This window comes from Actinomadura violacea, from assembly GCF_017573465.1.
In the GTDB taxonomy this organism is placed as follows: domain Bacteria; phylum Actinomycetota; class Actinomycetes; order Streptosporangiales; family Streptosporangiaceae; genus Spirillospora; species Spirillospora violacea.
On record NZ_JAGEPF010000005.1, the window covers coordinates 336087 to 362098 of the forward strand.

The window sequence follows — 26012 nt, forward strand, 5'->3', positions numbered from 1 at the left end:
TGTGCAGCCACCGCTGCGCTGATGCATTCACCAGAATCTGCGTCTGGCGTCCCCAGGATCGCAGGGGGCGACGAGTGAAATGGTGGTGGACGTGACCGCGTACGTCATCGTCCCGGGCATCGACGGCTCGGACGAGCAGCACTGGCAGACCTTGTGGGAGCGGCAGTGGGGCGCCTCGGCGGTGAGGATCTCCCCTGCCTCCTGGTCCGCCCCCGACCTGGGCGACTGGGTCGGTGCCGTGCAGGACGCCTACGACGACGCGTCCCGGCAAGGCGGCCGGGTCATGCTGGTCGCCCACAGCCTGGGGTGCTGGGCGGCGTCCACCTGGCTGAACAAGAACCCGTCGAGCCCGATGGGCGGCGCGTTCCTGGTCGCGCCGCCCGACCCGGACGCGCCCGCGTTCCCGCGCCAGGCGGCCGCGACGTTCACCGAAGTGTCGGCGCAACCGATGCCGTGCCCCGCCTTGGTGGTGGGCAGCGCCGACGACCCGTACTGCACCCCGGAGGCGGCCGCCGGCTTCGCGGCCCGCTGGGGGGCGCGATTTCACCTGGCAGGCGCGTCCGGGCACATCAACTCCGCCGGCGACCTGGGCTCGTGGCAGCAGGGCCGTGACCTCCTGGACTCGCTGACCCAGCGTTGATCGATCACCACAGGTCGCGGCGCCGTCTGGTTCGAGCTCTAGGCGGGCCGGCCCGGCGCGTGCCAGGATCCGGGGACGACCCGGAAGGACGTCCACCGTGCCGGACGACGGTTTGCTGCACGTCATCGACGGACTGCTCCCGACCTTCGGACGGCGCGCCGGATGGCCCGGCCCGCCTTCCGCCGGTGTCTACGAGCGGGTCGAGGCCGCCCGGTTGCGGCTCGGCGAGGCGATGACCGAGCAGCCGGAGCGCACCGCCGAGTGCGCAGACGGGATATTCGAGGCGGTCCTCCTGGACAGCGGAGCGACGAGCCAGCTGGTGCATCCGCTGATCGCCGCGATCGGCCGGCGGCGGGTGCTGCTGCGGCTGATCCGGGCGGTCGAGGAGGGGCCGTGCGGGCGGAGCGCGAACGCCGGTTCGGCCGCCTACTGGGTGCGCTGCTGGCCTCCGCGCCCCAAGACCGTCCCGGCTGAGGTGCGGACACGCGAGGATCTGATCGCCTACCTCCACGAGCGGGCGGCGACGCTTGCGGCACGACCGGAGAACCGGGTGGACGATCTCTGGCCGCTGTTCTGGCGTGCCTGCATGGCGGCGTTCGCAGCCTGCGACGATGACGACGTCCGGCGCGTCCTGGAGACGACCTTCCCTCTCGCTCCGGAATGCCATCCGCCTGAGGCGGCCGGGCTCGTGGCGGCCGCCCAGGCGATCGTCGACGCGTCGCCGGAGAAGTACGCGCGGCTCCGCGACGGGACGACGGGATTCGGCCACGCGATCTGAGGCCGGCGGGGTCAGCGGCGGACGGCCTCGGCGAGCCGGTTCGTCATGGCCGTCTTCACCGACGGCCATTCCGGCGCGACGACCGAGAACATGGCCGAGTCGCGCAGGGTGCCCTCCTCGCCCGGCGCCCATGACGGCGACCAGCACCGCAGGACGCCCTCGAAGTGCACGCCGAGCCGTTCGATGGCCCGCCGTGACCGTTCGTTGCGGGCGTCGGTCTTGAGGTCGACGCGCGTGACGTCGAGGGTCTCGAACGCGTGGGTGAACAGCAGCTTCTTCGCCTCGACGTTGATGCCGGTGCCCTGCGCGGACGCGGCGAGCCACGTCCAGCCGATCTCGATCGCGCACAGCCGGTCGGTGCCGGGCCAGGTGCGCGGGTCCCACAGGCCGGTGTGTCCGACCGCCTTCCCGTCCGCCAGCCTGACCTGCGCGAACGGCGTCAGGCCGGGCCGTGCGAGCTGGGTCGCGACGTAGCCCTCCATGTCGGCGGCACCGGGCACGAGCGTGTACCCGTACGAGGAGCGGTTCTCCTCGGCGGCCTCGGCGAGGTCCGGCACGTGGCCGGTGGTGAGCGGTTCGAGCCGGACGAGCGTTCCGGCCAGCACGGGGACATCGGGGCGCACGCCCATCGCCTTCTCCTCATCGCTCCTGGCATTGGCACCTTGCCGCCGGGCAGGTTGCCGGACCGTCACCGGGCCAGGTCCCTCAGGTCCTCTGGATGATCAGTACGTCGGCATCCTGCCCCGCCCCGCCGCCGCCGTCAACACGTTCCGGACGCCGCCCCCGCGCGCCGAGCGAGCTTGGGGCGGTCGAACGTGAGGCGCCCGCGTCGCCGGGGCGCCGCCGGCCGCCGGCGCCTCCCCCGGCGGCCGAATGGCCGTCTCGCGCCCAGCCATTCGACGCCGATTGAGATTCTCATTTTAATGTGCGTGCTCGAAAGTGTCCCACCGGTCATCCATTGTCGGCGGCACGCGGTATCATCTCCGCCAGATCGCCCGATTTGTCGCCCTCCTCGGTATGACCGAGCGGCGCGTTGCTTTTACCCCGAACTGTCCGATTCTCCGGGGGTCAGGGACCATGTCGGGAATGTTGGAGCAAACACCCTCGAAGTCGACGGCGTATTCGCTACCCTCGGTCTCGAACCCGCGATCCGCGGCCCCGCTGGAAGAAGGGACCCCGCATGCCCGAACGGGCGGACGCCGACGCGACCGGCTCAGGCTCCGATGCACGGTCGCACGCGTGGCGTAAGAGCGGTAGATGTCAGGAGACGTGCTGCGTGGAAGTCGCTCGTCATTTCCCTGACAGCATCGCGGTACGAGACTCGAAACAAGGCAATGCGAGCCCCGTCGTCATCATCTCCCGGGCGGTTCTCCGGGCGCTTCCGAGGCTCTCAGAGCAGGCCGATCCTCGATCCTGATCACGCGTCTGCGCAGCTCCCCTACCCGGAGGCGCCCCATCGCTCCGCCGCCCGCGATATCCGGCGCAGCGACTCGTCCACAGAAAGGCAGACAGAGCTGAGCGACTCCCAGGAGAGCCGGTACATGTGCGTGACCTCGTCGCGCTGAAGAACCGCCGTGGTCGAAAGGTTCTCCAAGTAGACGACGTCCGGGAAGGTGACATCGTATGCGGGGGCGAAATCCAGTAGCGTGAAGTCGTCTGCGAATATCGGTTCCCTTTCCACGTCCAGCGGAAGCACATGGATGCGGACGTTCGGCAATGCGGCCACTTCGAGGAGAGCGAGCATCTGCGCTTGCATGACGTCCCGGCCCGCGATGGCCCGCAGGAGCACCGACTCGTCGATCACTGCCGACAACGTCATCGGATCGTCGCGGCGCAGCACTTCCTGACGGCGCATGCGCAGATCCACCCGGCGCTCGATCTGCCGCCGCGTGGAAACGGCGATGGCCCTCCCGCTGCTCAATATCCGGTGCGCGTAATCCCGGCTCTGCAAAAGCCCGGGCACGGCGTACGTCTGGAAGCTGAACGCGGTGCGGGCCTCGTCCTCCAGCGCGACGAAGGTGCCGAACTCGCCGGCCATGACGTCCCGGTACTCGGCCCACCAGCCCTGTTCTGTCGCGGCCTGCGCTAGGGCCAGCACCTCCCCTTTGTGCCCCTCCCCCACCCGGTACGACTCCAGCAGCAAGCGGACATCCGACACCCGGACGCCGATCCGGGCGTTCTCGATGCGGCTCAGCTTCGAAGGGGACCAGTCCAGCCGGGCCGCGATCTCCTCGACCGTGCCGCCGAGGCGCTCCCGCAGCCGCCGCAACTCGATGCCGAGGCGGCGACGGCGGACGGTCGGCGCTGCAGCCACCTTGCCTCCCGGCGAATCGGTTCGGCCTTCCGGCCCGGGCCGATCTGCACGTTGCAGGGCAACGATAACCGCGTGCTCCCTCGATCACCAGACCTCGCGGAACAGTGGTTCCCCACCTTTGACATCATTCTGTCCCACTGGAAGTCGTCAACCTTGCCAGACGGATACGGAGGCCATGCATGTCGCCGTGCACCTTGCACGGCTTCGGGAACCGGCTGCAAACTATTGTCGGAGGATCTAACAGCAGAGCGAAATTGGGGGCGCTCAGGTGAGCGGCAACCCGGTGCACAGAAGCATTCTGGCCGTCGACCTGGAGAACTCGACGGGGGCTCTCCGCACGAATCCCATCAAGGAGGAGTTGCGGAGCCAGATCTACGGCCAGGTTAAGCGGGCCATGGCGTCCGCGGGCATCGAGGAGCGGTGGTGCGACCCGTTCGAGGACCGCGGCGACGGCGTCCTCGCGCTGTTCCACCCGGTCGACGAACTGCCGAAGACGCATCTGCTGTCGCGTCTCGTCCCGAGCCTCGCCCGGCAGCTGGCCGAATACAACGAGTCGATATCGGCGACGGAACGGCCGAGCCGGTGCATGCGCCTCCGGGCCGTCGTGCACGCGGGCGAGATCCACCGGGACGAGAACGGGCCGTTCGGCGAGGCCATCGATCTTGCCGGCCGGTTACTGGACGCGCCGACACTGAAGAAATGTCTGCGCGGGTCCAGTGCGCCGCTCGTTCTCGCCGTCTCCGAGGACATCTACTGGGGAATCGTCAAACACGGCTACGACGGAATCTCCCCCTCGGCGTACCGGCCCGACCTTCGGGTCTCGGTCGCCTCGCGCCGCCGCCGCGGATTCGTCCACGTACCGTCCGAGGCCGTGGAGAACCCCGAGGAACGGACGATGGCGGTCGCGTGAACCGCCGTTCTCGCCATAATGGCCCGGCCGGGTGAATCGGAGGTGCCATGTCGGTCGAGGTGGCCGCGCTGCGGGTCGGGACATCGGTCGCGCGGCTGGCCGTCGGGCGGTGGCTCGCCGGGCGCTCCACCCGCGACGCCGCCGGCAAGGACCTCACCGAGCTGATCAGGACCGGGTTCCCCGACGAGATCAAGCGGCGGCGTGCGCAACGGCAGTTCGAGGGCATCGCCGACTCGGTCGCCGAGCGGCTCCTGACGTTCGCCGGCAGCGAGTTCGGCGGGCTCACCGACGGAGACCGCGACGCGGTGCTGTTCGAGGTCGTCCGCACCCTCGACACCGCCGACCTCTCCGACGACGCCTTCTTCGCGGCCGACGCCGACCCGGTGAAGTTCGCCCGCGGGCTGCGGTCACGGCTCCCGGCCCGCCGCGCCGAGTTCGAGCTCGGCGAAGCGGGCGCGCACCTCTACGAGGTCGTGCTGGACGAATACTGCGACTGCCTGGCCCGGATCGTCGTCCACCTGCCGGAGTTCGGCCCGCGCGCGTCCGCCGAGACCCTCGCCCGGCTCAGCGGCCTCGCCGACCAGGTCGGAGCCGTCCTCGCGCGGCTCCCCGCCCGCACGCTCACCGCACCGGAAGGCGAAGCCGACGACGCCGAATTCACCCGGCGGTATCTGGCGTCCATCTCCGAATCACTCGACACGCTGGAACTCTTCGGCGTCCGGTTCGAGCGTTTCACCCGCCCGCAGACCGCGCTCAGCGTCGCCTACATCAGCCTGAACGTCTCCGATGAGAGCGCACGCGAACGGCGCAGAACCCCGCAGGCCGTGCCCGTGAGGGAGTGGCGCGACGAGGTCCGGTCCGGGGCCGTCCGCGTCGAGACGGCACTGGGCGACCACCGGCTCATGCTCCTGCGCGGCGAGGCGGGCGGCGGCAAGAGCACCCTGCTGCGCTGGCTCGCGATCACGGCGGCGCGCGGTGCCTTCACCGGACCGCTCGCCGAATGGAACGGCTCCGTCCCGTTCCTCATCAAGCTCCGCAGCCACGCCGGCCGCGCACTGCCGCGCCCGGAGGAGTTCCTCGACGACGTCGCCGGCAACTTCGCCGGGCTCATGCCGCGCGGCTGGGTGCACCGCAGGCTGCTGTCCGGCCCCGCCCTGCTCCTCGTGGACGGCGTCGACGAGGTGACGAGCGGCCAGCGCCAAGCCGTCCGGCAATGGCTGAAGAAGCTCGTCACCGAGTTCCCCCACATCCGCGTCATCGTGACCTCGCGCCCGGCCGCCGCCGGCTCCGACTGGCTGCGCGCCGAAGGCTTCGCGACCGCGTTCCTCGAACAGCTCGCCCCGTCGGATGTGCGGACGCTCGTCCAGCACTGGCACACCGCCGTCCGCGACTGCGCCGGCATCCCGTGCGCGCCGGAACGCCTGCCGTCCTACGAGGCCCGGCTCCTCGCGCGCCTCGAAGCGGCACCCCACCTGCGGACCCTCGTGTCCAGCCCCCTTCTCGCCGCCATGCTCTGCGCGCTCAACCTCGACCGCGAGGCCCTCCCCCGCAACCGCATGGGCCTCTACACGGCCGCCCTCGAAATGCTCCTGGAAACACGGGACACCAAACGCGGCATCCCGAGCGTCCTCGAACGCGACCAGAAGATCCGGATCCTCCAGGACATCGCGTGGCAGCTGTCGACCAGCTCCCGCGTTGAACTGCCCAAGACGATGGTCGAACGCCTCGTCGCCGACCGGCTCGCCTCGATGCCGCAGGTCCGCACCTCGTCCGGCGCGGTACTGGAGGATCTGCTCCAGCGCAGCGGCGTCCTCCGCGAACCCGTTCCCGGACGCATCGACTTCGTCCACCGGACCGTCCAGGAGTACCTCGCCGCCAAGCAGGCCGCCGACCTCGGCGACATGGACCTCCTCATCCAGAACGCCCACCGTGACACCTGGCGCGAGACCGTCGTCATGGCCGCAGGTCACGCCAATGAGCCCCTGCGTCGCGAGCTCCTCACCGGCATCCTGATGCGCGCCCGCACGGAGAACCGTCGCGCCCGCACGCTCAAACTGGTGGGGGTCGCCTGCCTCGAAACGCTCCCGGCCATCCCCGACGACCTGCGCGGAGAGCTCGACCGCTGCCTGGACGACCTCATCCCGCCCCGCGACGAAGCCTCCGCCCCCTCCCTCGCCACCGCCGGCGACCCCGTCCTCCGCCGCCTCCCCGAGACCCTCGACGACCTCACCGAGGCCGCCGCCAAGGCAGTGATCACGACCGCCTGGCTCATCAACGGCCCAGAAGCGCTCGACGCGCTCGCGAGATACGCCTCCGACCAGCGCCCCGAGGTGCAGACCCAGCTATCGAAGGCATGGGCCTACTTCGACACCGACGAATTCGCCGACCGCGTGCTCGCCCGAAAGCCACCGGGCGGCGGCCTCTTGCTCGTCGATGCCTCACGGCGGCACATGCGGGCGCTCGCCAGAGTGCCGCCGCTCTCGGACCTTTACTTCCACGCGGACGGCATCGATGACTTCGAGTTCCTCCAACCGCACGCCCGCACCCTGCTCTACCTGCGCCTGTACGCGCTCGAAACGATGGCGGATTTGCTTCTCCTACCCGACCTGCCTGCGTTGCGGAGTCTCACGGTCGGATTCCCTGGCCTCGACGATCTCAGTTTCTTGGACGGGCTTCCCCAACTCGCCGAACTCTTGATCCCCCGCGCGCAAGCGATCACCGACTACTCCCCGCTGCGCCGGCAGACCCGGCTGACCACGCTGGCCATGCACGGCTGCGCACATCTGAACAGCCTCGCGCAACTGCCGCCACTGCAGTCCCTGGACACGTTCGGGATCAGCGACTCCCATCTCACCGAGGGGTTGGCGGAGATTCGCGAGTCCATCCCCGGCCTGCGTTGCCTCATGGTGGGCGGTTGCTCCTGGGTGCGAAGCCTGCGCTCCCTCGCCGGCCTTCCTCTCCGAGAACTTCATCTGAACTTCTGCCGGCAGGTGACCGACTTCCGCCCGATCGCCTCGCTGACCGATCTCAGGGCGCTGCGCCTGTCAGGAACGATGATCGATGATCTCGCCCAACTCGGAAGCCTCCCCAGGCTGACAACGTTGTGGCTTGTGCATTGCGAGCGGCTCTCCGATCTAAGTCCCCTCACCCTCTTGCCTGCCCTGACGGACCTTTACCTCTACGGCGCTGCGCCGGGGCTCGACCTCTCACCGCTCGCGGCCAACCGGAATCTCACCGTCTACATCGCGGCGGGCCAGGACGTGCGGGGGGCGGAGGCGTTGGGGCGCCGATTGGTGGTCGTCTGAGGACGTCGTCGCTGCGGGGACGCGGGGGGCGGTGGGGGCGGCGCGGCGGGGACGCGGGGGGCGGTGGCGGCGCTCGGCACGGGGTGGACGGTTACGGAAAGTTATCCTGAAATTTCGGGATACGGGCGATGAGTTCTTCGTAGTGCGCCGGTCTGCCTGTGCGTCCGCTTCGAACCGCTCCGCAGGAGGGGAGATCTCGATGTCGCATGCGTCACACTCTGTTGACCTCGAGTGCGGTCGAGGTCGGAGCCTTGAGGCCGGGGAGCAGCGCAGACCCCGGTCAGAGTGTCGGACCCTCCTGGAATAGTCCCGAAGGCCGCGAAGTTTACTCGTTCGCGAAAGTGTCAGTCTCTGCAGTATTTTGCTGCGGTATCCCCGAGAACGTTCCCCACGGTCCCGCGTGCCCTCGTGCACGGGCCCTGACGATTGGAAGAGAGTTGACCGCTCCCGCGTCTCCGCAGACGGCGGACGGCCCGCTGGAGGACCCGGCCCCCGGAGGCGGCCTTGACCGCGGCGTGCTCGCCGTGGCCATGTGCGTCGTCCTCGGCGCGATCATGTCCATCCTGGACGTCACCGTCGTCAACGTCGCGATCAATGACCTGACCAAGGAGTTCCACGCCCCGCTGGCCACCATCCAGTGGGTCGCGACCGGATACACCCTCGCGCTCGCGACGGTGATCCCGATCACCGGATGGGCCGCGGCGCGGTTCGGCACCAAGCGGCTCTACATGATCTCGATCGGGCTGTTCGTGATCGGCTCGATGCTGGCCGGGCTGGCCTGGTCGGCGAGCTCGCTGATCGCGTTCCGGGTGCTGCAGGGGCTCGGCGGCGGCATGATCATGCCCGCCGGCATGACGATCCTGACCCAGGCGGCGGGCCCGAAGCGGGTCGGCCAGGTGATGAGCGTCGTCGGCATCCCGATGCTGCTCGGCCCGATCCTCGGCCCGATCCTCGGCGGCTGGCTGGTCGACGACGTGTCGTGGCGGTGGATCTTCTTCATCAACCTGCCGATCGGCATCGTCGCGCTGTTCATGTCGGGGCGGATCCTGAAGCGGGACGAGCCGAAGCGCGGTGAGCGGCTGGACATCCCCGGTCTCATCCTGCTGTCGCCCGGCCTGGCCGCGCTGATCTACGGCCTGGCCAAGGGCGCCGAGCTGAAGGACTTCACCAAGCCCGAGGGGCTGATCCCGACGGTGGTCGGCGCGGTCCTGGTGATCGGCTTCGTGGTGCGGGCGCTGAACGCCAAGAGCCCGCTGATCGACCTGCGGCTGCTCAAGCGCCGGTCGGTGCTCGCCGCGTCCGGCACGATGGTGCTGTTCATGGCGTCGTTCATGGGCGCGATGCTGCTGCTGCCGCTGTACTACCAGACGGTCCGCGGGCAGGGCGCCCTGCACTCGGGCCTCCTGCTGGCCCCGCAGGGCCTCGGCGCGATGGTCACGATGCCGATCGGCGGCAAGCTGACCGACCGGATCGGCCCCGGCCGGGTCGTCCTCGTCGGCATGGTCGTGGTGGTGCTGTCGGTGGCGGGCTTCGCCGCGATCCTGGAGGCCGACACGTCCTTCTGGGCGCTCGGCTCGGTCCTGTTCGTCATGGGCCTCGGCATGGGCATGACGATGATGCCGACCATGGCCGCCGCGATCCAGACGCTGGAGCACGACGAGGTCCCGCGGGCCAGCACGATGCTGAACATCATCCAGCAGGTGTCGACGTCGCTCGGCACCGCGCTGATCTCGGTGCTGCTGGCCAACAAGCTGGCGTCCAACCTCAAGCCGTTCGGCGGGGGCGGAAGCCAGGCGGGGCCGGGCCAGAAGGTCCCGAAGGCGATCATGGACAAGATCGCCGGCCCGATGGCGGACGCGTTCCAGCACACCTACTGGTACGCGGTGGGGCTGCTGGTGCTGGCCTTCATCCCGGCGCTGCTCCTGCCGCGCAAGCGGCCGGACACCACCGCCGCGGAGAAGGCCGAAGTGCCGATCGCGATGCACTAGGACGCCGCTGGCGCCCGACAGGGCCCCGGTCCGGGAACGAGTTCCCCGGCCGGGGCCTTCGCCGTCCGCGGGCCTCTCAGGCCCGTCCGGACGGTTCTGCGACGACGCGGTCAGGCGGACGACGCGGTCAGGCGGACGCGGGGCTCTGGTCCTTCCAGTACTCGTCCCGCAGCAGCCGCTTGTAGAGCTTGCCGGTCGGATGCCGCGGCAGCTCGGCGCGGAAGTCGACCGAGCGCGGGCACTTGTAGTGGGCGAGCTGGCCGCGGCAGTAGGCGATCAGCTCGGCCTCCAGCTCCGGGCCCGCGTCGGCCATGGACGCCGGCTGCACGACGGCCTTGACCGCCTCGCCCATCTCGGCGTCGGGCACGCCGAACACCGCGACGTCGGCGACCTTCGGGTGCACCGCCAGGACGTTCTCGGCCTCCTGCGGGTAGATGTTCACCCCGCCGCTGATGATCATGTAGGAGCGGCGGTCGGTGAGGTAGAGGAAGCCGTCCCCGTCGACGTGGCCGATGTCGCCGAGGGTCGTCCAGCCGTGCCCCCAGGGGTCGCGGGACGCGTCGGTCTTCGCCTTGTCGCCGTGGTACTCGAACGACGGGCCGCCGCCGAAGTAGAGCGTGCCGGGGGTGCCCGGCGGCTGCTCGGCGCCCTCCTCGTCCAGCACGTGGATCTCGCCGAGGATGGGGCGGCCGACGGTGCCCTTGTGCGCCAGCCAGTCCTCGGAGTTGGTGTAGACGAAGCAGTTGCCCTCGGTGCCCGCGTAGTACTCGTGCAGGACCGGCCCCCACCAGTCGATCATCCGCTCCTTGACCGGGACGGGGCACGGCGCGGCGGCGTGCACGGCGCACGCCAGGCTCGACAGGTCGTACTCGGCGCGGACCTCGTCCGGGAGCTTCAGCATCCGGATGAACATGGTCGGCACCCACTGGCTGTGCGTGACGCGGTACTTCTCGATCGCGGCGAGCGCCTGCTCGGCGTCGAACTTCTCCATCACCACGACGGTGGCGCCGCACCGCTGGAAGACCAGCGAGTAGCGCAGCGGCGCGGCGTGGTACAGCGGCGCCGGGGACAGGTAGACGGAGTTCTCGTCGGCTCCGAACAGCCCGGTGATGAGCATGTAGAGCGGGCCGGCGGTGCCCATCGGGGCCTGGGTCAGCGGCGGTTTGACGCCCTTGGGGCGGCCGGTCGTGCCCGAGGAGTAGAGCATGTCCTGCCCCTCGCACTCGTGCTCGATCGGCTCGGCGGGGTGCGCGGCGACGCGCTCCTCGTAGGAGTCGTAGCCCGGTGCCGTGCCGCCGAGCATGAGGCGCAGCGGCACGTCCGGCGGGTTCTCGGCGGCGGCCTCCATCGACGCGCTGGTGATGAAGGCCTTGGCCTCGCAGTTGCCCACGATGTAGGCGAGCTCGTCGGGCTGGAGCCGGGAGCTGATGGCCGTGTAGTAGAGCCCGGACCGCTGGGCGGCCCAGGCGACGGCCAGGTAGAGCGGATGGTTCTCCAGCATGAACGCGATGTGGTCTCCGGGCCGGAGACCTTCCGCGTGGAGCAGTCGCGCGAGCCGGTTCGACTCGTCGTTCAGTTCCCGGAAGGTGACGACCCGGCCGGAGCCCGCCATGATGACGGCGGGCTTGTCGGGCGTCTGTGCGGCTACTTGCCCCAGGTGCATGGCCGCACGTTACCGGGCCGGACGGGCGAATGGAATCCCGTTCGGTTTATTGGACGGTCAGACCAGCATGTGGTCGAAGTCGCCGTCCTTGGCCCCGCCCACGAACGCCTCCACCTCCTCGCGCGTGTAGACGAGCACGGCCCCCTCCGGATCCCTGGAGTTGCGCACGGCGATCTCCCCGTTGGGGAGTTCGGCCATCTCGACGCAGTTCCCGCTCGGATTGCTGCGCCGGCTCTTCTGCCAGACCAGCCCGTCCCGCCAGCCCGACCTCTGGTGGCCGTCCATCGTTTGTGCCCCCTCAGGCGTCTCAGCCTCCCCTGACGGGAAGGCCGCGATCTCGCCCCACCCCACACCATGGTACGAGATGCACGTGCATTCGTTCTTGCATTCGTTCATGCAGACGGTCTTGCATCTGCACGACTTGGGGAGCAAGATAGCGAACGCTCGCCGGTACCGACCCAGCACGCCTTCGAGGTTCGAGAAATGACCGTTGACCAGGCAGACGACGTCGCGGCCCACGCCGCCCTCGGCGGCCGCGGACCGCGGCACGCCACCGTGCACGCGCCCTGGCCGGACGCCCCGCAGGCGCCCGCGCGCCCGAACGCTCCCGCGAGCGCCCCGGTGACCGCGCCCGGGCTGGCCGGCCTCTGGCCCGCCGCCCACGCCGGCACCCCGCGCACCGCCCGCCGGGTGCTTCCCGCCGAGATCACCGCGCCCCGCACGGCACGCGAGTTCACCCAGGCCACACTGCGCGAATGGGGCCTCGACGAGGGCGCCGAGGACGTCGTCGTCGCCGTCTCCGAACTCGTGACGAACGCGCTCCGGCACGGCCTGGAGGGACTCCCTCAGCCGCTGCCGCTGTGCCCGATCCAGGTCGTCCTCGTCGGACACCCGCGGCGCCTCGTCGTCACGGTTACCGACCCGGGGGCGCGCACGCCCGAAGCCCTGCCGAACGACCCCGACCGCTTCATCGAAGGCGGCCGGGGCCTGCTCGTCGTCGGCGGCGTCAGCGACGCCTGGGGCTGGGCGCGGCTGTCCACCGGCGGCAAGGCCGTGTGGGCCTCGTTCGACCTGCGGGTCAGCCCTCCAGCGCGCTGACCGGAGCGGGCACCGACCGCACCGGGCGCTCCAGCTCGCTGAGGAAGTCCTGCGCCCAGCGGTCCACGTCGTGCTCGATGACGCGGCGGCGCATCGAGCGCATCCGCCGGGCCTGCTCGGCGGGCTCGGCGCCGAGGGCGGCCAGCAGCGTGCCCTTCAGGCCGTCGATGTCGTACGGGTTGACCTGGAAGGCGCCCCGCTTCAGCTCCGCGGCGGCGCCGGCGAACTCGCTGAGCACCAGCGCCCCGCGCAGGTCCCGGCGGCACGCCACGTACTCCTTGGCCACCAGGTTCATCCCGTCGCGCAGCGGTGTGACGACCATCACGTCAGCCGCCAGGTAGAGCGCGGTCAGCTCGGAACGGTCATACGAGCTGTGCAGATAGTGGACGACCGGAAACCCGATCTCGCCGTACTCGCCGTTGATCCGGCCGACCTGCTGCTCGATCTCCTCGCGCAGCAGCTGGTACTGCTCGACCCGCTCCCGGCTCGGCGTCGCGATCTGCACGAACACCGCCTGGCCCGGCTTGAGGTGCCCGTCGCCGAACAGCTCCCCGAACGCCTGCAGCCGCTGCGTGATCCCCTTGGTGTAGTCGAGCCGGTCGACGCCCAGCAGGAGCGTCGCGTCTCCGAGGTCGCTGCGGATCTCCTGCGCCCGCTCCAGCACCTCCGGCCGTGCGACCAGGTCGTTCAGCTCGCCGACGTCCACCGAGATGGGGAACGCGCGGGCCCGCACGACCCGGTCGTCCCAGAACACGTCCTGCTTGGCGTAGCGGGTGTCCAGCAGCCGCCGGCACAGCCGGACGAAGTTGGCCGCCGCGCCGGGCAGCTGGAAGCCGACCAGGTCCGCGCCGAGCAGCCCCTCGAGGATCTGCCGCCGCCACGGCAGCTGCCAGAACAGTTCGACCGGCGGGAACGGGATGTGCAGGAAGAAGCCGATGCGCAGGTCGGGGCGGAGCGCCCGCAGCATCGCCGGGACGAGCTGGAGCTGGTAGTCCTGCACCCAGACGACCGCGCCGTTGGCGGCGACCTTCGCCGCTGCCTCCGCGAACCGCCGGTTCACCCGCACGTAGGCGTCCCACATGGAGCGGTCGTACACGGGCGGGGCGATGACGTCGTGGTAGAGCGGCCACAGCGTGGCATTGGAGAAGCCCTCGTAGTAGAGCGCGACCTCCTCGGCGGACTGGGCGATCGGGTGCAGCGACATGCCGTCCTCTTCGAACGGCTCCAGCTCCTCATCGGGCGCGCCCGTCCAGCCGATCCAGGTGCCGTGCCTGCGCCGCATCACCGGGGCGATGGCGCTGACGAGCCCTCCCGGGCTGCGCCGCCATGCCGGGACCCCGTCCTCGCCGACGATCCGGTCCACCGGAAGCCGATTGGCCACCACAACGAACTCACTACCGCGCGACACCAGCGACCCGCCTCTCCAGGAACTCTCGGTCATCACCATGCCCAGAAACGGTCATCGGGAACATTGTGTCAGTTCGACGCAAAGACCCGGTGACAGCAAAGCGGGATGTCAGGGAGGCGGGGCGCCCACGGGCCGGTTTTGGACCGGACCATATCCCTTTCCAAGCTGGTGACGGTTGTTTACCCGCAGGTCACCTTCCCTGTACGCCGCACAGAAAAAGTTACCTAGATCACATTAGCGAGGCGGGCGCGGCGGCGGCCCGCAGGCGCAGATGCCCGCCGGGCGCCTGCGGAACCGCCTGGTAGCGGCCTTCCGGGGCACTCTCCAACGCCGCGAGCTGGGAGCACACGACGCGCATGGCGTTCCCCTGAGCGCGCGCGGGTTCGGGGTCGCGCCCGTAAGCGCCGATGCCGGTCGGCTCGTGAACGACCCGCAAGACCGTCTGCGCGTCCCGTTCGCGAGTGCAATAAAGGTCGATGCGAATGTCCCGCGGATCGACCGGCGAAGGTTCCGCATCGGGCAGGACGGTGACGCGCACAGCGCCCGCGCCGCGCAGGGCGCCGTTGTCGGCCTTCAGGGCGGCCCAGGGACCGGCCCCCTCCTCCCCCGCCTCGATCTCCAGGATCGCCCAGTGCGGCGGCGGCTCGTTGTACAGGTGGCGGACGCGCCAGCCCCTTGCGCGCACGTCATCGCGGTACGCGTCCACGACCGCCTCGACGCGGCGGCGGTCGCCGGCCTCCGCGTCGATCAGCACGATCACGTCGTAGGGGTCGAAGGGATCGCGGGCGGCGTATGCGGCGGCGATGGCCGTCCGCAGTGACGCGGCTTCTCGTTCGATGCGGGTCGCCTCGGCGCGCCAGGCTGGGTCGGAGGCCAGATCCCGGGCGTCGCTCAGATCGTCCAGGAGGGACCGGAGGCGCACCGCGTCCTCATTGAGCGGCCGTAGTGCCTCCACGCACCGGCGCAGCGTGCGCGCGCGCCGGAAGTCCCTATGGACGCGGGGGTCGGCCAGCCGTGCCCCCAGAGCGGCGTATTCGGCCGTCACCGCCTCCCACGCGTCCATGGCGCCATCCTGGCAACGCAGCGGCCCCCGCGCCCGTGAATTCACGCGCAGGGGCCGATACGGGGCGGATCAGACGCGCGCGGGCTCCCGTCCGGGGACGCCGCTCTCGCTGCGGCGGGTCAGCCGTCCCCACAGGGCGGCGTCCAGCGAGAACCGGCCGCCGCCGGCGAGGGCGAACAGCAGCGCGGCGGCGCCGAGCATGAGGACGTACTCGTAGCCGCCCTTCTCCGAGAACAGCCCGTGGTCGCGGTGCACGAACCAGAACGCCCCGGCCATGTCCACGGCGATCAGGACGCCGGCGACGGGGAGCAGCACGCCGAGGACCAGCGCGACGCCGCCGGCCAGCTCCACCCAGGTGCCGTAGTAGGCCGACAGGCCGGGCATCGGGATGCCGAGCTTGTCGAACTCCGCGGTGACGGCGGCGTGGCCGGTGTCGTGCAGCTTCTGCCAGCCGTGCGCGATGAAGATCGTGCCGAGGGCCAGCCGGCCGATCAGCAGTCCGGCGTCGGGCAGCAGGGGATGGCGTCGGGCGGGGAGCATGCCGGTCCTCCGGTGTCTCTCGTCGATGGTTAAAACTTGAACTACTGCGACCGTAGCAGAGGTCGTTCAAATTCGGACCATCTAGAAACTTCAATCCGAATCCAGGTCAACTAGAATCACGCCATGACGGACACGGGGGACGCCCTCGATCCCGCCGAGCTGCGCGCCTGGACGGCCTTCCTGGCCGCCGGCCACCTGCTCGACCACGAGATCGAACGCCAGCTCAAGCGCGACGGCGGGCTGTCGCACGCCGAGTTCGAGGTGCTGGTGCGGCTGCGCCGGGCGGGCGGCGGCCGGCTGCGCATGTCCGACCTCGCGCGCGAGGTGATGATCTCCAAGAGCCGGCTCACCTACCAGGTCGGCCGCCTGGAGCAGGCGGGCCTGGTCCGGCGGACCGGCTGCGAGTCCGACCGGCGCTCGGTGTGGGCGGAGCTCACCGAGGCCGGCGCCGCGGCCCTCGACCGCGTCCGCCCCGGGCACCGCAGAGTCGTCCGGGAGGCCCTCATCGACGTCCTCACCCCCGAGGAGATCGAGCTGCTCGGCGACGCCCTCACCCGCGTCGGCGACCGGCTCCGGACCCGCTGACCGCCGGGCCGCCCGGCGGGGTTCCCAGGCCGCCGCGGTGCTGCGACGCTCGTACATATGCAGGACTTCGGCGGCACCGTGGACCGGTCACCGGCGCGCGTGGTGCGGCCGCGCAGCGCCGACGACGTCGCCGAGGCGCTGCGGGAGGCGCTGGCACGACGCCTGGACGCGGTGCCGCGCGGATGCGGGCACTCGACGTTCGGGCAGTCGCTGACCGGCGGCATCAGCCTCGACATGCGCGGCATCGCCGGCGTCGAGGACGTCGCCTCCGGGCACGCGGTCGCCGGGGCCGGGACGACCTGGCGCGAGGTTCTGGCGGCGACGCTGCCGCACCGCCGCGTCCCGCCCGTCCTGACCGACTTCCTCGACGTCACCGTCGGCGGGACGATCTCGGCGGGCGGCGTCGGCGGCACCTCCCACCTGCACGGGACGCAGGCCGACAACGTCCTCGCCCTCGACGTCGTGACCGGCGGGCGCGTCGTCACGTGCTCGCCGCGGGTCCGGGCGGGGCTGTTCGACGCGGTCCGGGGCGGGCTCGGGCGGCATGGCGTGATCACGGGTGCGACGCTGCGCCTCGTCCCGGCCCCGGAACGGGTACTGGCCTGCACCATCCCGTGCCGAGACGCGGACGACCTGCTGCGGACGCAGTGCGGGGTCGCGGCCGACGACGTCTCTGGCCGGGCCAAGCCGTCTCAGGACGGGTGGCGGTACGAGGTCAAGGCCACCCTGTACCGGGACGGCCCGGTCCCGCCGGGCACGACCGAGACCGAGGAACCGCCCTTCCTCGCGTTCGCCGACCGGATGCGTCCCGACGTCGAGGAGCTGGTCGCGCTCGGCGAGTGGGCGCGGCCGCACCCGTGGGCGATGGTGTTCCTGCCCCGGGACCGTGCCGCCGACGTCATCGAAGCCACGCTCAAGGAGATGACGCCGCACGACCTCGGGCTCAGCGGCGTCATCCTGGTCAAAGCACTGCGCATCGGGCACGTGCCGATGCTCGCCGCTCCCCCGGACCCGGTCCTGTTCAGCGTCCTGAAGACCGCCTCACCCGGCTGCGCGCCCGTCCCGGACATGCTCGCCGCCAACCGCGCCCTGCTCGACCGGGCCCGCGCCGCGGGCGGCACCGAGTACGGGGTCGGCGCGATTCCGGACTGATTTCCGGCCCGTGCGATGAGTTTCCGGCGGTCCGCAGGTCTACCCCCGATGTCGCGAACGCGACGCGGCGCGGCGGGCCGCGGGGGCCCCGCCGCACGGCCGCGCCGGACGGTCAGGCGACCACCGGATAGGCCGACTGGAAGGCCAGGCGGCGGTCCGCGCCAGCGGCGAGGCGGTCGCAGACGTCGTCGAGCCCCATGAAGACCTCCCACCTCTCGGCACCGGACGCGGCGGCCAGCACGTCCACGACGCATTCCTCCAGGTCCGGAACGCGTTTGGCCTTCCAGACCTTGTCGGCGAGGCTGACGAGCAGGTCGTCGGCGCCGATGCCGGGGGCGTCCCAGGACGCGTGGGTGCGGGCGAAGCGCGCCAGCCGCTCCTCGAAATCGCGTTCACGGAGCAGCGCGTGCCCTGCGGCCTCGTGCCGCGAACCGGGTCCCGACAACTCCTCCGGATGCACCGCCTTGCCGATGTCGTGGGTCGCCGCGCCGAACAGCACGGCGTCGGCGTCCACGGCGAGCGCCGGATACCGGTCGGCCACCCAGGCGAGGAGCTCGGCGGCGACATCGTGGACGGCGCGCAGATGCGCCGCCAGGCGGGGCGGCGCGTCAAGGTCCTCCAGCAGGCGGGCGGCCTCGTCCGGCAGCGGCCGCGGTCCAGGGTCGGTGAGGGCGCGCCGCAGGGCGTCGGACGGCACGGCTACTGGGCCAGGGCGATGACCTCGGCGCCCGGCAGCGCCGCGAGCGCCTTGCCAGGCAGGAGGATCTTGGACTTGCGCAGGCCGCTGCCGATCACGACGCGGGGCGCGGCGGCGACCGCCTCGTCCACCAGGACCGGCCAGCCGGCCGGCAGCCCGACCGGGGTGATCCCGCCGTACTCCATGCCGGTGAGCGAGGTCGCCTGGTCCATCGGCGCGAACGAGACCTTGCGGGCGCCGAGATGCTTGCGGACGACGCCGTTCACGTCGGCGCGGTCCGTCGCGAGCACCATGCACGCCGCATAGGTGACCTCGCCGCCGCGCTTCGCCGCGACGACGACGCAGTTCGCGCTGACCTCCAGGGGCACGTCGTAGCGCTCGCAGAACGCCGCAGTGTCCGCGAGCTCCGGATCGATCTCGGCCGCCTCAGCGTCCGGGACGCCGCCGATCGCGGCCGTCACCGGTTCCGCCAGCAGGTCCGTCCGCCCGGCGGCCGGTTCCCAGTCGAGCTTGCCGACCATGGTCCTCTCCTCCCGTCTCACCGGCTCTCAGGAGCCGAGGTAGCGCAGCACCGCCAGCACGCGGCGGCTGTAGCCGGACGCGTGCGACAGGTCCAGCTTGTCGAAGATCGCGTTGACGTGCTTCTCCACCGCGCTCTGCGAGATGTGCAGGTGCGCGGCGATCGAGGCGTTCGTGTGGCCCTGGGCCATGTGGTCGAGGACGTCGCGCTCGCGCGGCGTCAACCGGGACAGCGGGTCGGCGTGCGTGCTGTGCGCCAGCAGCCGCCGTACCACCTCCGGATCGAACGCGGCACCGCCGGCGCCGACCCGGTCCAGCGCGTCCAGGAACTCCTCGACCTGCGCGACCCGGTCCTTCAGCAGGTACCCGACCCCGCCGGTGTCCGCGGTGATCAGCTCGGCGGCGTAGCGCTTCTCGACGTACTGTGACAGCACGAGCACGCCGACGTCCGGCCACCGGCGCCGGATCTCCAGCGCGGCGCGCAGGCCCTCGTCGGTGTGCGTCGGCGGCATCCGGACGTCCACGACGACCACGTCCGGGGGCCGCTCGGCGACCGCCGCGAGCAGCGCGCCACCGTCGCCGACCGCCGCCGCGACCTCGTGGCCCTCCTCGGCGAGCAGCCGCACCAGGCCCTCGCGCAGCAGCGTGGAGTCCTCCGCCAGCATCACCCGCACGGCAGCTCCGCGGTGATCACCGTGGGCCCGCCGGGCGGGCTGTGCACGGCGAACGTCCCGTCCAGCGCGGCGACGCGCCGCGCCAGCCCGGCGAGCCCGCCGCCGGTCGGGTCGGCCCCGCCCGTCCCGTCGTCCTCGATGCGCACGCCGATCATTGTCCCGGATCCGGCGACCTCCACGCGTACCCGGCGGGCGCCCGAATGCTTCGCGGCGTTCGTGACGGCCTCGCAGACCACGAAGTACGCGGCGGTCTCGACCGCGTGCGGCGGCCGCCCCGGCACGTCGTAGCCGATCGCCACGGGGACCGCGGACCGCTCGGCCACCGACTCCAGCGCGACTTGCAGGCCCTCGCCGTCCAGCGCCGCCGGGTAGACGCGCCAGGTGACCTCGCGGAGGTCCGCAAGGGCGCGCTGCGACTCCTCGTGCGCCTGCCTCAGCAGGTCGGACGCCTTCTCCTGGTCGCCGGCGCGGCGGGCGCGGCCGATCAGCATGCCGAGCGCGACCAGCCGCTGCTGCACCCCGTCGTGCAGGTCCCGCTCGATGCGGCGGCGCTCGTCGTCCACCGCGTCGACGACCTCCGCGCGGGTCACCGACAGCTGCGCGATCCGCCGCTCGTACTCGGCGAGCGGGCTCGGGCCGAGGCAGCGGCGCGCCACCGCCCGCTCCAGCGCCGCCACCCCGACCAGCCCCTGGACTGCCAGGAACAGGAGCACCAGCCCGGCGATCGCCGTGTACAGGACGATCCACCACGCGGGCCGGATGCCGTCCAGGTAGTCGCCGGTGATCCACCAGCTCACCGCGAGTTCCACGCCGATCTCGACGCCGTAGGCGATGAGCCCGATGATCACGCCGCCGAGCAGCCCGACCGGCACCCGCAGCACCAGGTAGGCCAGCGCCCGCAGCGGCCCGTACTCGGCCGCGCCCGTCTCCCCCAGCAGCGCCAGGCGGCGCCGCTCCAGCTCGGTGAGGCGGCGCGCGCCGTCCGCGACGACCCGCGGCACCGCCCGCTGCCCGCGCGAGAAGGCCAGCGCGTACGCCATCAGCAGCGCCGCCGCCGCGAGCAGCACGATCTCCATGACGGCGGTGAACGCGCCGAGGAGCAGCCCGGCGGCGGCCCGCGCCGCCGCGCGCACACCGCGCCGCAGTACGCGCGCGTCGTCAGAAGGGTCGGTCACGTTCGAATTCTCGCGCCTGCCGCTGCTCGCTCGCGCGCCCACCTTCATACGGCCGAGCGTTCCCGTACTGCTGAGCGTTCCCGTACGGCTGGGCGCTTTCGTAAGGCTGGGCGCTTTCGTAAGGCTGGGCGCTTTCGTAAGGCTGGGCGCTTTCGTAAGGCTGGGCATTGGTGAACGGCCGGGCGCTTCCCTGCGGCTGCGGGTTGCCGTACGACTGGGCGTTGCCATACGACTGGGGGTTTCCGTAGGGCTGAGCGCCTTCGTAGGGCTGCGCGCTTCCATAAGGCTGAGCGCCTGAGTACGGCTGAGCGCTTCCGTAGGGCTGGTGGGGTTGCGGGGTCGGGGGCGTCTGCGGGGCGTCGGACGGGGCGCGGCGTGCCTTGACGATGCGGACCGCTACGAAGGCGAGCACCGCGACGGCCACGATCGCGACCACGGCCTTGGAGTAGACGCCGACGTAGTCCTGGACGGACGTCCAGTTGTCGCCGAGCCAGTACCCGGCCAGCACGAACACGGTGTTCCACAGCAGGCTGCCCACGGTGGTGTAGAGCAGGAACGTCGTCATCCGCATCCGCTCCAGGCCCGCCGGGACGGAGATCAGGCTGCGGAAGATCGGGATCATCCGGCCGAAGAACACCGCCTTGCCGCCGTGCCGGGCGAACCACGCCTCCGTGCGGTCGAGGTCGGACAGCTTCACCAACGGCAGCCACGCGACGAGCGCGCGGATCCGGTCGCGGCCGATCAGCGCGCCGATGCCGTAGAGCGCCAGCGCGCCGGCGACCGAGCCCAGCGTCGTCCAGACGAGGGCGGCGGCGAGGCTCATCCGGCCCTGCGCGGCGGTGAACCCGGCGAGCGGGAGGATCACCTCGCTCGGCAGCGGCGGGAACAGGTTCTCCAGTGCGATGGCCGCCCCGGCGCCGGGGGCGCCGAGCTGCTCCATCAGGTGCGTGGCCCATCCGGTGACGCCTCCGGACGGCGCGTCCCCGGCCGCCGCGGACGCCATCGCGTACGTCGTCTCGATCATGCCTTCGACGCTAGGAACCGGGCGCGGCGGCCACCATGGAGCGCACCGCCGGGCCGTCCGGCCGCGCACCGCACCCGCGCCCTGTGGAAAACCGCACCCCCGGCCGCCGCGACAGTGCGGGCAAAGCCGTGAAAACCCCGCCGGGGGCGGCGATTCGGCCTAATCTTGGGCCACCTCGTCCCGCCCCGAACGCGTCCGCCGCGGGGGCCAACGGAAGGAGCCGCACGCGTGGCCGACGAACTCCCGGAGAGCGCGCCCCCCGGCATCGACACCTCCACCCCGACGTTCGCGCGCGTGTACGACTACTTCCTCGGCGGCAAGGACAACTTCGCCGCCGACCGCGAGGTGGCCGACATGGTGATGCAGCTCGTCCCCGAGGCGCCGGTCGTCGCGCAGGGCAACCGGGTCGCGATCGGGCGCGCGGTCGCCTACATGGCGGGCGAGCTCGGGATCGACCAGTTCGTGGACATCGGGTCGGGGCTCCCGACGTCGTCCAACGTGCACCAGTTCGCCCGGTCGGCGAACCCGGACGCGCGGGTGGTGTACGTCGACAACGACCCGATCGTGCTGGCGCACGGCCGGGCGCTGCTCACCGAGCAGGGCGTCGCGACGTTCATCCAGGGCGACCTGTACGAGCCGGAGAAGATCTTCAACGACCCGGCGCTGGCCGGGCTGATCGACCTCGGCCGGCCGGTCGGGCTGATCCTCGCCGCGATCATCCACCACGTCCCGGACGAGCGGGACCCGGCCGCGGTGGTGGGGGCGCTGCACCCGTTCCTGCCGGCCGGCAGCCACGTCATCCTCACGCACCTGCACGACTCGGGCGACGACCCGCGGGTCGAGGAGGCCAAGCGGATCCTGCAGTCGGGGCTCGGCGGCTCCTACTTCCGGCACTCTTCGCGGATCGAGGGGTTCATGGAGGGGCTGACGATCCTGGAGCCGGGCGTGGCGAACGTGACGGAGTGGCGTCCGAACGGTCCCAAGGGCCCGCTGGAGCACCCGCTGCACGCCCAGATGGTGGCCGTGATGGGGCGCAAGGATTGATCAACGGAACTGCACCGGAGGGAGGGCCGGATTCAGCGGAGAGTGAAACCGGCGGCGCCGCCGGCGGGGGCTCCGCGACGCTCGGACGCCCCGATTCCGCAGGCCGTACGGGTTCCGGACGCTCGGCGAGACGGGTTTCGGACACCGGACCGTTCATGATCGCGATGAAGATTCTTTTCTGATCGACTTTTCCGTTAAGAGCCTTTCTTGTACCGTTCGCAGGGTTTTGTGAAGTGAATTCATGATCGGACTTTCCCGCCACAAGATCATGTAAGGACGCCGCGATGCCCCTGGCGACTGGCCTGGCAGCGGCCGCGCTCCTCGGCCTGCTGACCCTGCTGGCCACCGCGCGGCGCTCCAGGCGCCGACACCGACCGCGCGACGAGCACCCCGAGTCGCTGACGGCCGTGCTCGCCCCCGGAGAGGAGGAGTACCTGGCCTGGCTGGCCGACCACTGCTGGCCCGGCGACGAGTACCTCGACCTCGAGCACGAGTGGCGGGACGAACTGGGCCTCCCCGACCCGGCGGAGCACTACGAGTCGCCGCTGTGCCCGCAGTGCGACCGGCGCTGCGAGGACGTCTGGCCGTGCCCGAACTGCGGCCGGCTGCTGCATTCCTCCTGCGGACACGGGATGCGGCGCCGGTGGGTCGACCGGCCGTACCGGGCGCACGGCATGAACTCCGAGGCGGTCATCGCCGAGTGGATCTGCACCGGATGCCTGTCGGTGGTCGGTCTCGACGTCGACCACGGCGGCGAACCGGACGAGGGGCTTCTGCGCTGAACGTCCCGATGTGCCCCAACTTGTCCGGCGGCACACGCGACGAACAGTAAAGAATCCCCCATCCACTTGCATATTTCGGACGAACGGCGGCAGGCTTCCACTATGTCCTTAATCACAGGGACGTTCGTGGAGGAACCCGTGACCGATCAACGCGCACCGTCCTGCCCGCACCAGCCGCCGTGCCCCCGGCCCGACGCGCTGGACCGCGAGGCCGCGAGAACCGTCGCCGCCCACCCGGAGCAGGGCTGGAGCCTGCTCTGCAACGGCATCGTCGTCTTCGAGGACACCGGCGAACTGCTGCCCGACGGCCGCGTGATCGCCCCGCACCGTCCGACGACCGCCGTCTAGCGGCGCCGCGCGGCCCGCGGGCGCCCCGCGCCTCCTCCCCGCACCCGCCCGCAGGGCCGCTACAGCGCCGTTCCGGCGGCCGGCTCCGACGCACGGCGCGCCGGACGGCCGGTCATCCGGCGCGCGCCCGCGCCGGTCAGGCCGGCCCGATCGTGATCGGGACGGCGTTGAGCCGTGCCATCCCGGCCAGCGGCTCCAAGTCCGCCGGATCCGGCGACGCGAGCACGTTGACGTTCGCGCCGCCCGCCGCGTTCGCCGTCCGCCAGCCGCCCCGGTGCCCCCACCCGTGCGGGACCGCGACGGTGCCCTCGGTCATCTCGTCGGTGACCAGCGCCGTCAGCTCGATCGACCCGTGCGGCGAGGTGATCCGGCACGGCGCGCCGTCCTCGATCCCGTGCGCCGCGGCGTCCTTCGGGTTGATCCGCGCCGCCTGGACGCGGCCGCCGCGCATCAGCGCCGGCGCGTTGTGCATCCACGAGTTGTGCGAGCGCATCTCGCGCAGGCCGATCAGCCGCAGCGGGAAGCCGTCCGGCGGCTCCGGCGCCTCCGCCAGCCGCAGCACCTCGGCGGCGATCTCCGGCGGGGCGAGATGCACCCGCTTGTCCTTGTGCAGGATGCGGCGGCGCAGCGTGCCCGTCCGCTGGTGCTCGCCGAGGACGATGCCGTGCGGCGACTTCCGCAACCGGCGCAGGCTGAGCCCGTCGCGCTTGCCGAGAAGGCGGCGCAGCCCGTACCAGTCCCCCGCCGGGCCGGTGCGCAGCAGTGCGTCCGCCAGGGACCGCGGCGACGGCCGGACGCCCAGCCGGTGCGCGAGCCGCTGCAGCGGGAACGCGCCGACGCCGATCCCCATCCGGCGGGCGAGCGCGTCGATGACCTCCCACTCCTGGCGGGCCTCGCCGCGCGGCGCGACCACTGGCTCCGTCCACGTCACGTACGGGGTGAGGTGGTTCTGCAGGAACGGCAGCGGGAGGTCCTCGCGCTCCAGGAACGTGGTCGCCGGGAGCACGTAGTCGGCCTTGCGGCCGGTGTCGGTGACGTAGAGGTCGATGGTGACGAGCAGGTCCAGCTCGTCCAGCGCCCTGCCGAGCGACTCGCCGCCCGGGACGCTCAGCGCCGGGTTGCCGCCGGAGACGATCAGCGCCCGGAGCCGTCCCGGGCCCGGCGTGGTGATCTCCTCGGCCATCACCCCGGCCGGGAACGTGCCGAGGACGTCCGGGTATCCGCCGACCCGTGAGCGTGTCCTGCCGTAGGTGGCGATGCCGGACAGGCGCAGGATCTCGTCCAGCCACAGCGGCGCGGCGCCGAAGACCGCCCCGCCCGGACGGTCCAGGTTGCCGGTCACCAGCGTCACGGCGTCGATGAGGAACGCGGTCAGCGTCCCGTGCCGGCCGAGGCAGGTGCCCGTCCGGCCGTAGACGACCGCCCGCTCGGCCCGTGCCAGATCGCGGGCCAGTTCCCGGACGGCCGCCGCCGGCACGCCGCTGCGGTCCTCGGTCTCCTCGGGCGGGAAGCCGTCCGCGAGCGCCCGCAACTCCGCCACGCCGGACGCCTGGCCCGCGCACGCGGCACTGTCCTGCAGCCCCTCCTCGAAGATCACGTGGAGCATCGACAGCAGCAGCCAGGCGTCCCCGTCCGGGCGGACGGGCAGGTGCTCGTAGGCGCGGGCCGTCTCGGTCCGGCGCGGATCGGCGACCACGACCCGGCCGCCGCGCGCCACGATCGCCGACAGGTCCTCGCGGATGCGCGGCGCGGTGATCAGGCTGCCGTGCGACACCAGCGGGTTCGCGCCGAGCATCAGCAGCAGGTCGGTGCGCTTGAGGTCGGGGATCGGGACCAGCACCGGCGCGCCGTACAGCAGCGCGCTCGCCGCGAACCGGTTGTTGACGTCCTGCGAACCGGCTGAGTACAGGTGCGGCGACTTCAACGCCGCCATGAACCCGTTCAGCCACAGCGGATGGCTGTAGGAGAACGTCGCGGGATTGCCGAAGTACCAGCCGATCGACGACCCGCCGTGCTCGCGGCGCAGGGCGTTCAGCCGCGCGGTGATGCCGCCGAGCGCCTCGTCCCAGCTCACCCGCTCGAACTCGCCGTCCGGACGGCGGCGCAGCGGATGCAGCACCCGGTCCGGGTCGTTCTGGACCTCCGCCATCGCGATGCCCTTCGGGCAGGCGAAGCCCTTCGACAGCGGGTGCTCCTTGTCGGGGCGGATCCGGACGACCGTCCCGTCCTCGACGGTGGCCTCCAGCCCGCACAGCGGTTCGCAGATCCGGCAGTAAGTGGTCACTGACGCCATGCGTCCGATTGT

General features: G+C 71.5%; 25 protein-coding genes and 1 riboswitch. Of the genes, 12 read left to right on the top strand and 13 right to left on the bottom strand.

Annotated elements, in window-relative coordinates:
- Window positions 1-91: 91 nt before the first annotated feature.
- On the top strand, window positions 92-640 hold the full coding sequence (locus J4709_RS09370; RefSeq protein WP_208239146.1) for an RBBP9/YdeN family alpha/beta hydrolase: 549 nt from the start codon (window positions 92-94) through the stop codon (window positions 638-640).
- A gap of 97 nt (window positions 641-737) precedes the next feature.
- On the top strand, window positions 738-1418 hold the full coding sequence (locus J4709_RS09375) for a hypothetical protein (protein WP_208239148.1): 681 nt from the start codon (window positions 738-740) through the stop codon (window positions 1416-1418).
- Between the two features lie 11 nt (window positions 1419-1429).
- Here J4709_RS09375 and J4709_RS09380 read toward each other — a convergent pair whose 3' ends face one another.
- On the bottom strand, window positions 1430-2047 hold the full coding sequence (locus tag J4709_RS09380) for a GNAT family N-acetyltransferase (RefSeq protein ID WP_208239150.1): 618 nt from the start codon (window positions 2045-2047) through the stop codon (window positions 1430-1432).
- Window positions 2048-2054: 7 nt separating this feature from the next.
- Window positions 2055-2143, bottom strand: a riboswitch (SAM riboswitch).
- Window positions 2144-2598: 455 nt separating this feature from the next.
- On the opposite strand from J4709_RS09380, the gene J4709_RS56095 reads away from it, so the two are divergent.
- Entirely contained in the window at window positions 2599-2835 is a 237-nt protein-coding gene (locus tag J4709_RS56095; protein ID WP_372442052.1) for a DUF397 domain-containing protein, read from the top strand.
- Between the two features lie 21 nt (window positions 2836-2856).
- Here J4709_RS56095 and J4709_RS09390 read toward each other — a convergent pair whose 3' ends face one another.
- Window positions 2857-3732, bottom strand: coding sequence for a helix-turn-helix domain-containing protein (locus J4709_RS09390; protein WP_208239154.1), 876 nt, complete (start codon window positions 3730-3732; stop codon window positions 2857-2859).
- 283 nt (window positions 3733-4015) lie between these two features.
- On the opposite strand from J4709_RS09390, the gene J4709_RS09395 reads away from it, so the two are divergent.
- The 3 genes from J4709_RS09395 (at window position 4016) to J4709_RS09405 (ending at window position 9935) form a co-directional block, all read left to right on the top strand.
- Window positions 4016-4642: a nucleotidyl cyclase domain-containing protein gene (locus tag J4709_RS09395; protein WP_232383188.1), complete on the top strand. Its 627-nt coding sequence runs from the start codon at window positions 4016-4018 to the stop codon at window positions 4640-4642.
- Window positions 4643-4689: 47 nt separating this feature from the next.
- Window positions 4690-7947 (top strand): NACHT domain-containing protein, encoded by a 3258-nt coding sequence (locus tag J4709_RS09400; RefSeq protein ID WP_208239158.1) that lies wholly within the window; start codon window positions 4690-4692, stop codon window positions 7945-7947.
- A 437-nt stretch (window positions 7948-8384) separates the two neighbouring features.
- Window positions 8385-9935: a DHA2 family efflux MFS transporter permease subunit gene (locus J4709_RS09405; RefSeq protein WP_232383189.1), complete on the top strand. Its 1551-nt coding sequence runs from the start codon at window positions 8385-8387 to the stop codon at window positions 9933-9935.
- Between the two features lie 127 nt (window positions 9936-10062).
- On the opposite strand, the gene J4709_RS09410 is transcribed toward J4709_RS09405, so the two are convergent.
- Window positions 10063-11598 carry an acyl-CoA synthetase gene (locus tag J4709_RS09410; RefSeq protein WP_208239160.1) on the bottom strand — a complete coding sequence of 512 codons (1536 nt, stop codon included), beginning with the start codon at window positions 11596-11598 and terminating at the stop codon, window positions 10063-10065.
- 57 nt (window positions 11599-11655) lie between these two features.
- On the bottom strand, window positions 11656-11883 hold the full coding sequence (locus tag J4709_RS09415) for a DUF397 domain-containing protein (protein WP_208239161.1): 228 nt from the start codon (window positions 11881-11883) through the stop codon (window positions 11656-11658).
- Window positions 11884-12081: 198 nt separating this feature from the next.
- Here J4709_RS09415 and J4709_RS09420 point away from each other — a divergent pair, with 198 nt between their 5' ends.
- Entirely contained in the window at window positions 12082-12696 is a 615-nt protein-coding gene (locus J4709_RS09420) for an ATP-binding protein (RefSeq protein ID WP_208239162.1), read from the top strand.
- Here the strand turns inward: J4709_RS09420 and J4709_RS09425 are convergent.
- From J4709_RS09425 to J4709_RS09435, 3 genes are all read right to left on the bottom strand, one after another.
- Window positions 12677-14137, bottom strand: coding sequence for an alpha,alpha-trehalose-phosphate synthase (UDP-forming) (locus tag J4709_RS09425; protein WP_269757137.1), 1461 nt, complete (start codon window positions 14135-14137; stop codon window positions 12677-12679). The genes J4709_RS09420 and J4709_RS09425 overlap by 20 nt on opposite strands.
- Window positions 14138-14333: 196 nt before the next feature.
- Window positions 14334-15167: a PCRF domain-containing protein gene (locus J4709_RS09430; RefSeq protein WP_208239164.1), complete on the bottom strand. Its 834-nt coding sequence runs from the start codon at window positions 15165-15167 to the stop codon at window positions 14334-14336.
- Between the two features lie 69 nt (window positions 15168-15236).
- Entirely contained in the window at window positions 15237-15707 is a 471-nt protein-coding gene (locus J4709_RS09435) for a DoxX family protein (protein WP_208239165.1), read from the bottom strand.
- A 123-nt stretch (window positions 15708-15830) separates the two neighbouring features.
- Between J4709_RS09435 and J4709_RS09440 the strand changes: the two genes are divergently transcribed.
- Window positions 15831-16292: a MarR family winged helix-turn-helix transcriptional regulator gene (locus J4709_RS09440; protein WP_208239166.1), complete on the top strand. Its 462-nt coding sequence runs from the start codon at window positions 15831-15833 to the stop codon at window positions 16290-16292.
- Between the two features lie 57 nt (window positions 16293-16349).
- A complete protein-coding gene (locus J4709_RS09445) occupies window positions 16350-17444 on the top strand; it encodes an FAD-binding protein (protein WP_208239168.1) in 1095 nt (364 codons plus the stop codon).
- 112 nt (window positions 17445-17556) lie between these two features.
- On the opposite strand, the gene J4709_RS09450 is transcribed toward J4709_RS09445, so the two are convergent.
- The 5 genes from J4709_RS09450 to J4709_RS09470 are packed head-to-tail and all read right to left on the bottom strand — an operon-like array spanning window position 17557 to window position 21533.
- Complete coding sequence (locus tag J4709_RS09450; protein ID WP_307801105.1) at window positions 17557-18141, bottom strand: HDIG domain-containing metalloprotein; 585 nt, start codon at window positions 18139-18141, stop codon at window positions 17557-17559.
- Between the two features lie 2 nt (window positions 18142-18143).
- Window positions 18144-18662, bottom strand: coding sequence for a YbaK/EbsC family protein (locus J4709_RS09455; protein WP_208239170.1), 519 nt, complete (start codon window positions 18660-18662; stop codon window positions 18144-18146).
- Window positions 18663-18689: 27 nt separating this feature from the next.
- Window positions 18690-19334 (bottom strand): response regulator, encoded by a 645-nt coding sequence (locus J4709_RS09460; protein ID WP_208239172.1) that lies wholly within the window; start codon window positions 19332-19334, stop codon window positions 18690-18692.
- Window positions 19325-20509, bottom strand: coding sequence for a sensor histidine kinase (locus J4709_RS09465; RefSeq protein WP_307801106.1), 1185 nt, complete (start codon window positions 20507-20509; stop codon window positions 19325-19327). Before J4709_RS09465 ends, J4709_RS09460 begins: the two co-directional genes overlap by 10 nt.
- Window positions 20493-21533: a DedA family protein gene (locus tag J4709_RS09470; RefSeq protein WP_232383190.1), complete on the bottom strand. Its 1041-nt coding sequence runs from the start codon at window positions 21531-21533 to the stop codon at window positions 20493-20495. The genes J4709_RS09465 and J4709_RS09470 overlap by 17 nt, the downstream gene beginning before the upstream one ends.
- Window positions 21534-21761: 228 nt before the next feature.
- On the opposite strand from J4709_RS09470, the gene J4709_RS09475 reads away from it, so the two are divergent.
- From J4709_RS09475 to J4709_RS53080, 3 genes are all read left to right on the top strand, one after another.
- A complete protein-coding gene (locus J4709_RS09475; protein WP_208239176.1) occupies window positions 21762-22577 on the top strand; it encodes an SAM-dependent methyltransferase in 816 nt (271 codons plus the stop codon).
- A gap of 284 nt (window positions 22578-22861) precedes the next feature.
- Window positions 22862-23359: a hypothetical protein gene (locus tag J4709_RS09480; RefSeq protein ID WP_208239178.1), complete on the top strand. Its 498-nt coding sequence runs from the start codon at window positions 22862-22864 to the stop codon at window positions 23357-23359.
- Window positions 23360-23497: 138 nt separating this feature from the next.
- Window positions 23498-23707, top strand: coding sequence for a DUF5999 family protein (locus J4709_RS53080; protein ID WP_307801107.1), 210 nt, complete (start codon window positions 23498-23500; stop codon window positions 23705-23707).
- Window positions 23708-23843: 136 nt separating this feature from the next.
- Here J4709_RS53080 and J4709_RS09490 read toward each other — a convergent pair whose 3' ends face one another.
- A complete protein-coding gene (locus J4709_RS09490; protein WP_232383192.1) occupies window positions 23844-26000 on the bottom strand; it encodes a molybdopterin-containing oxidoreductase family protein in 2157 nt (718 codons plus the stop codon).
- Window positions 26001-26012 lie beyond the last annotated feature (12 nt).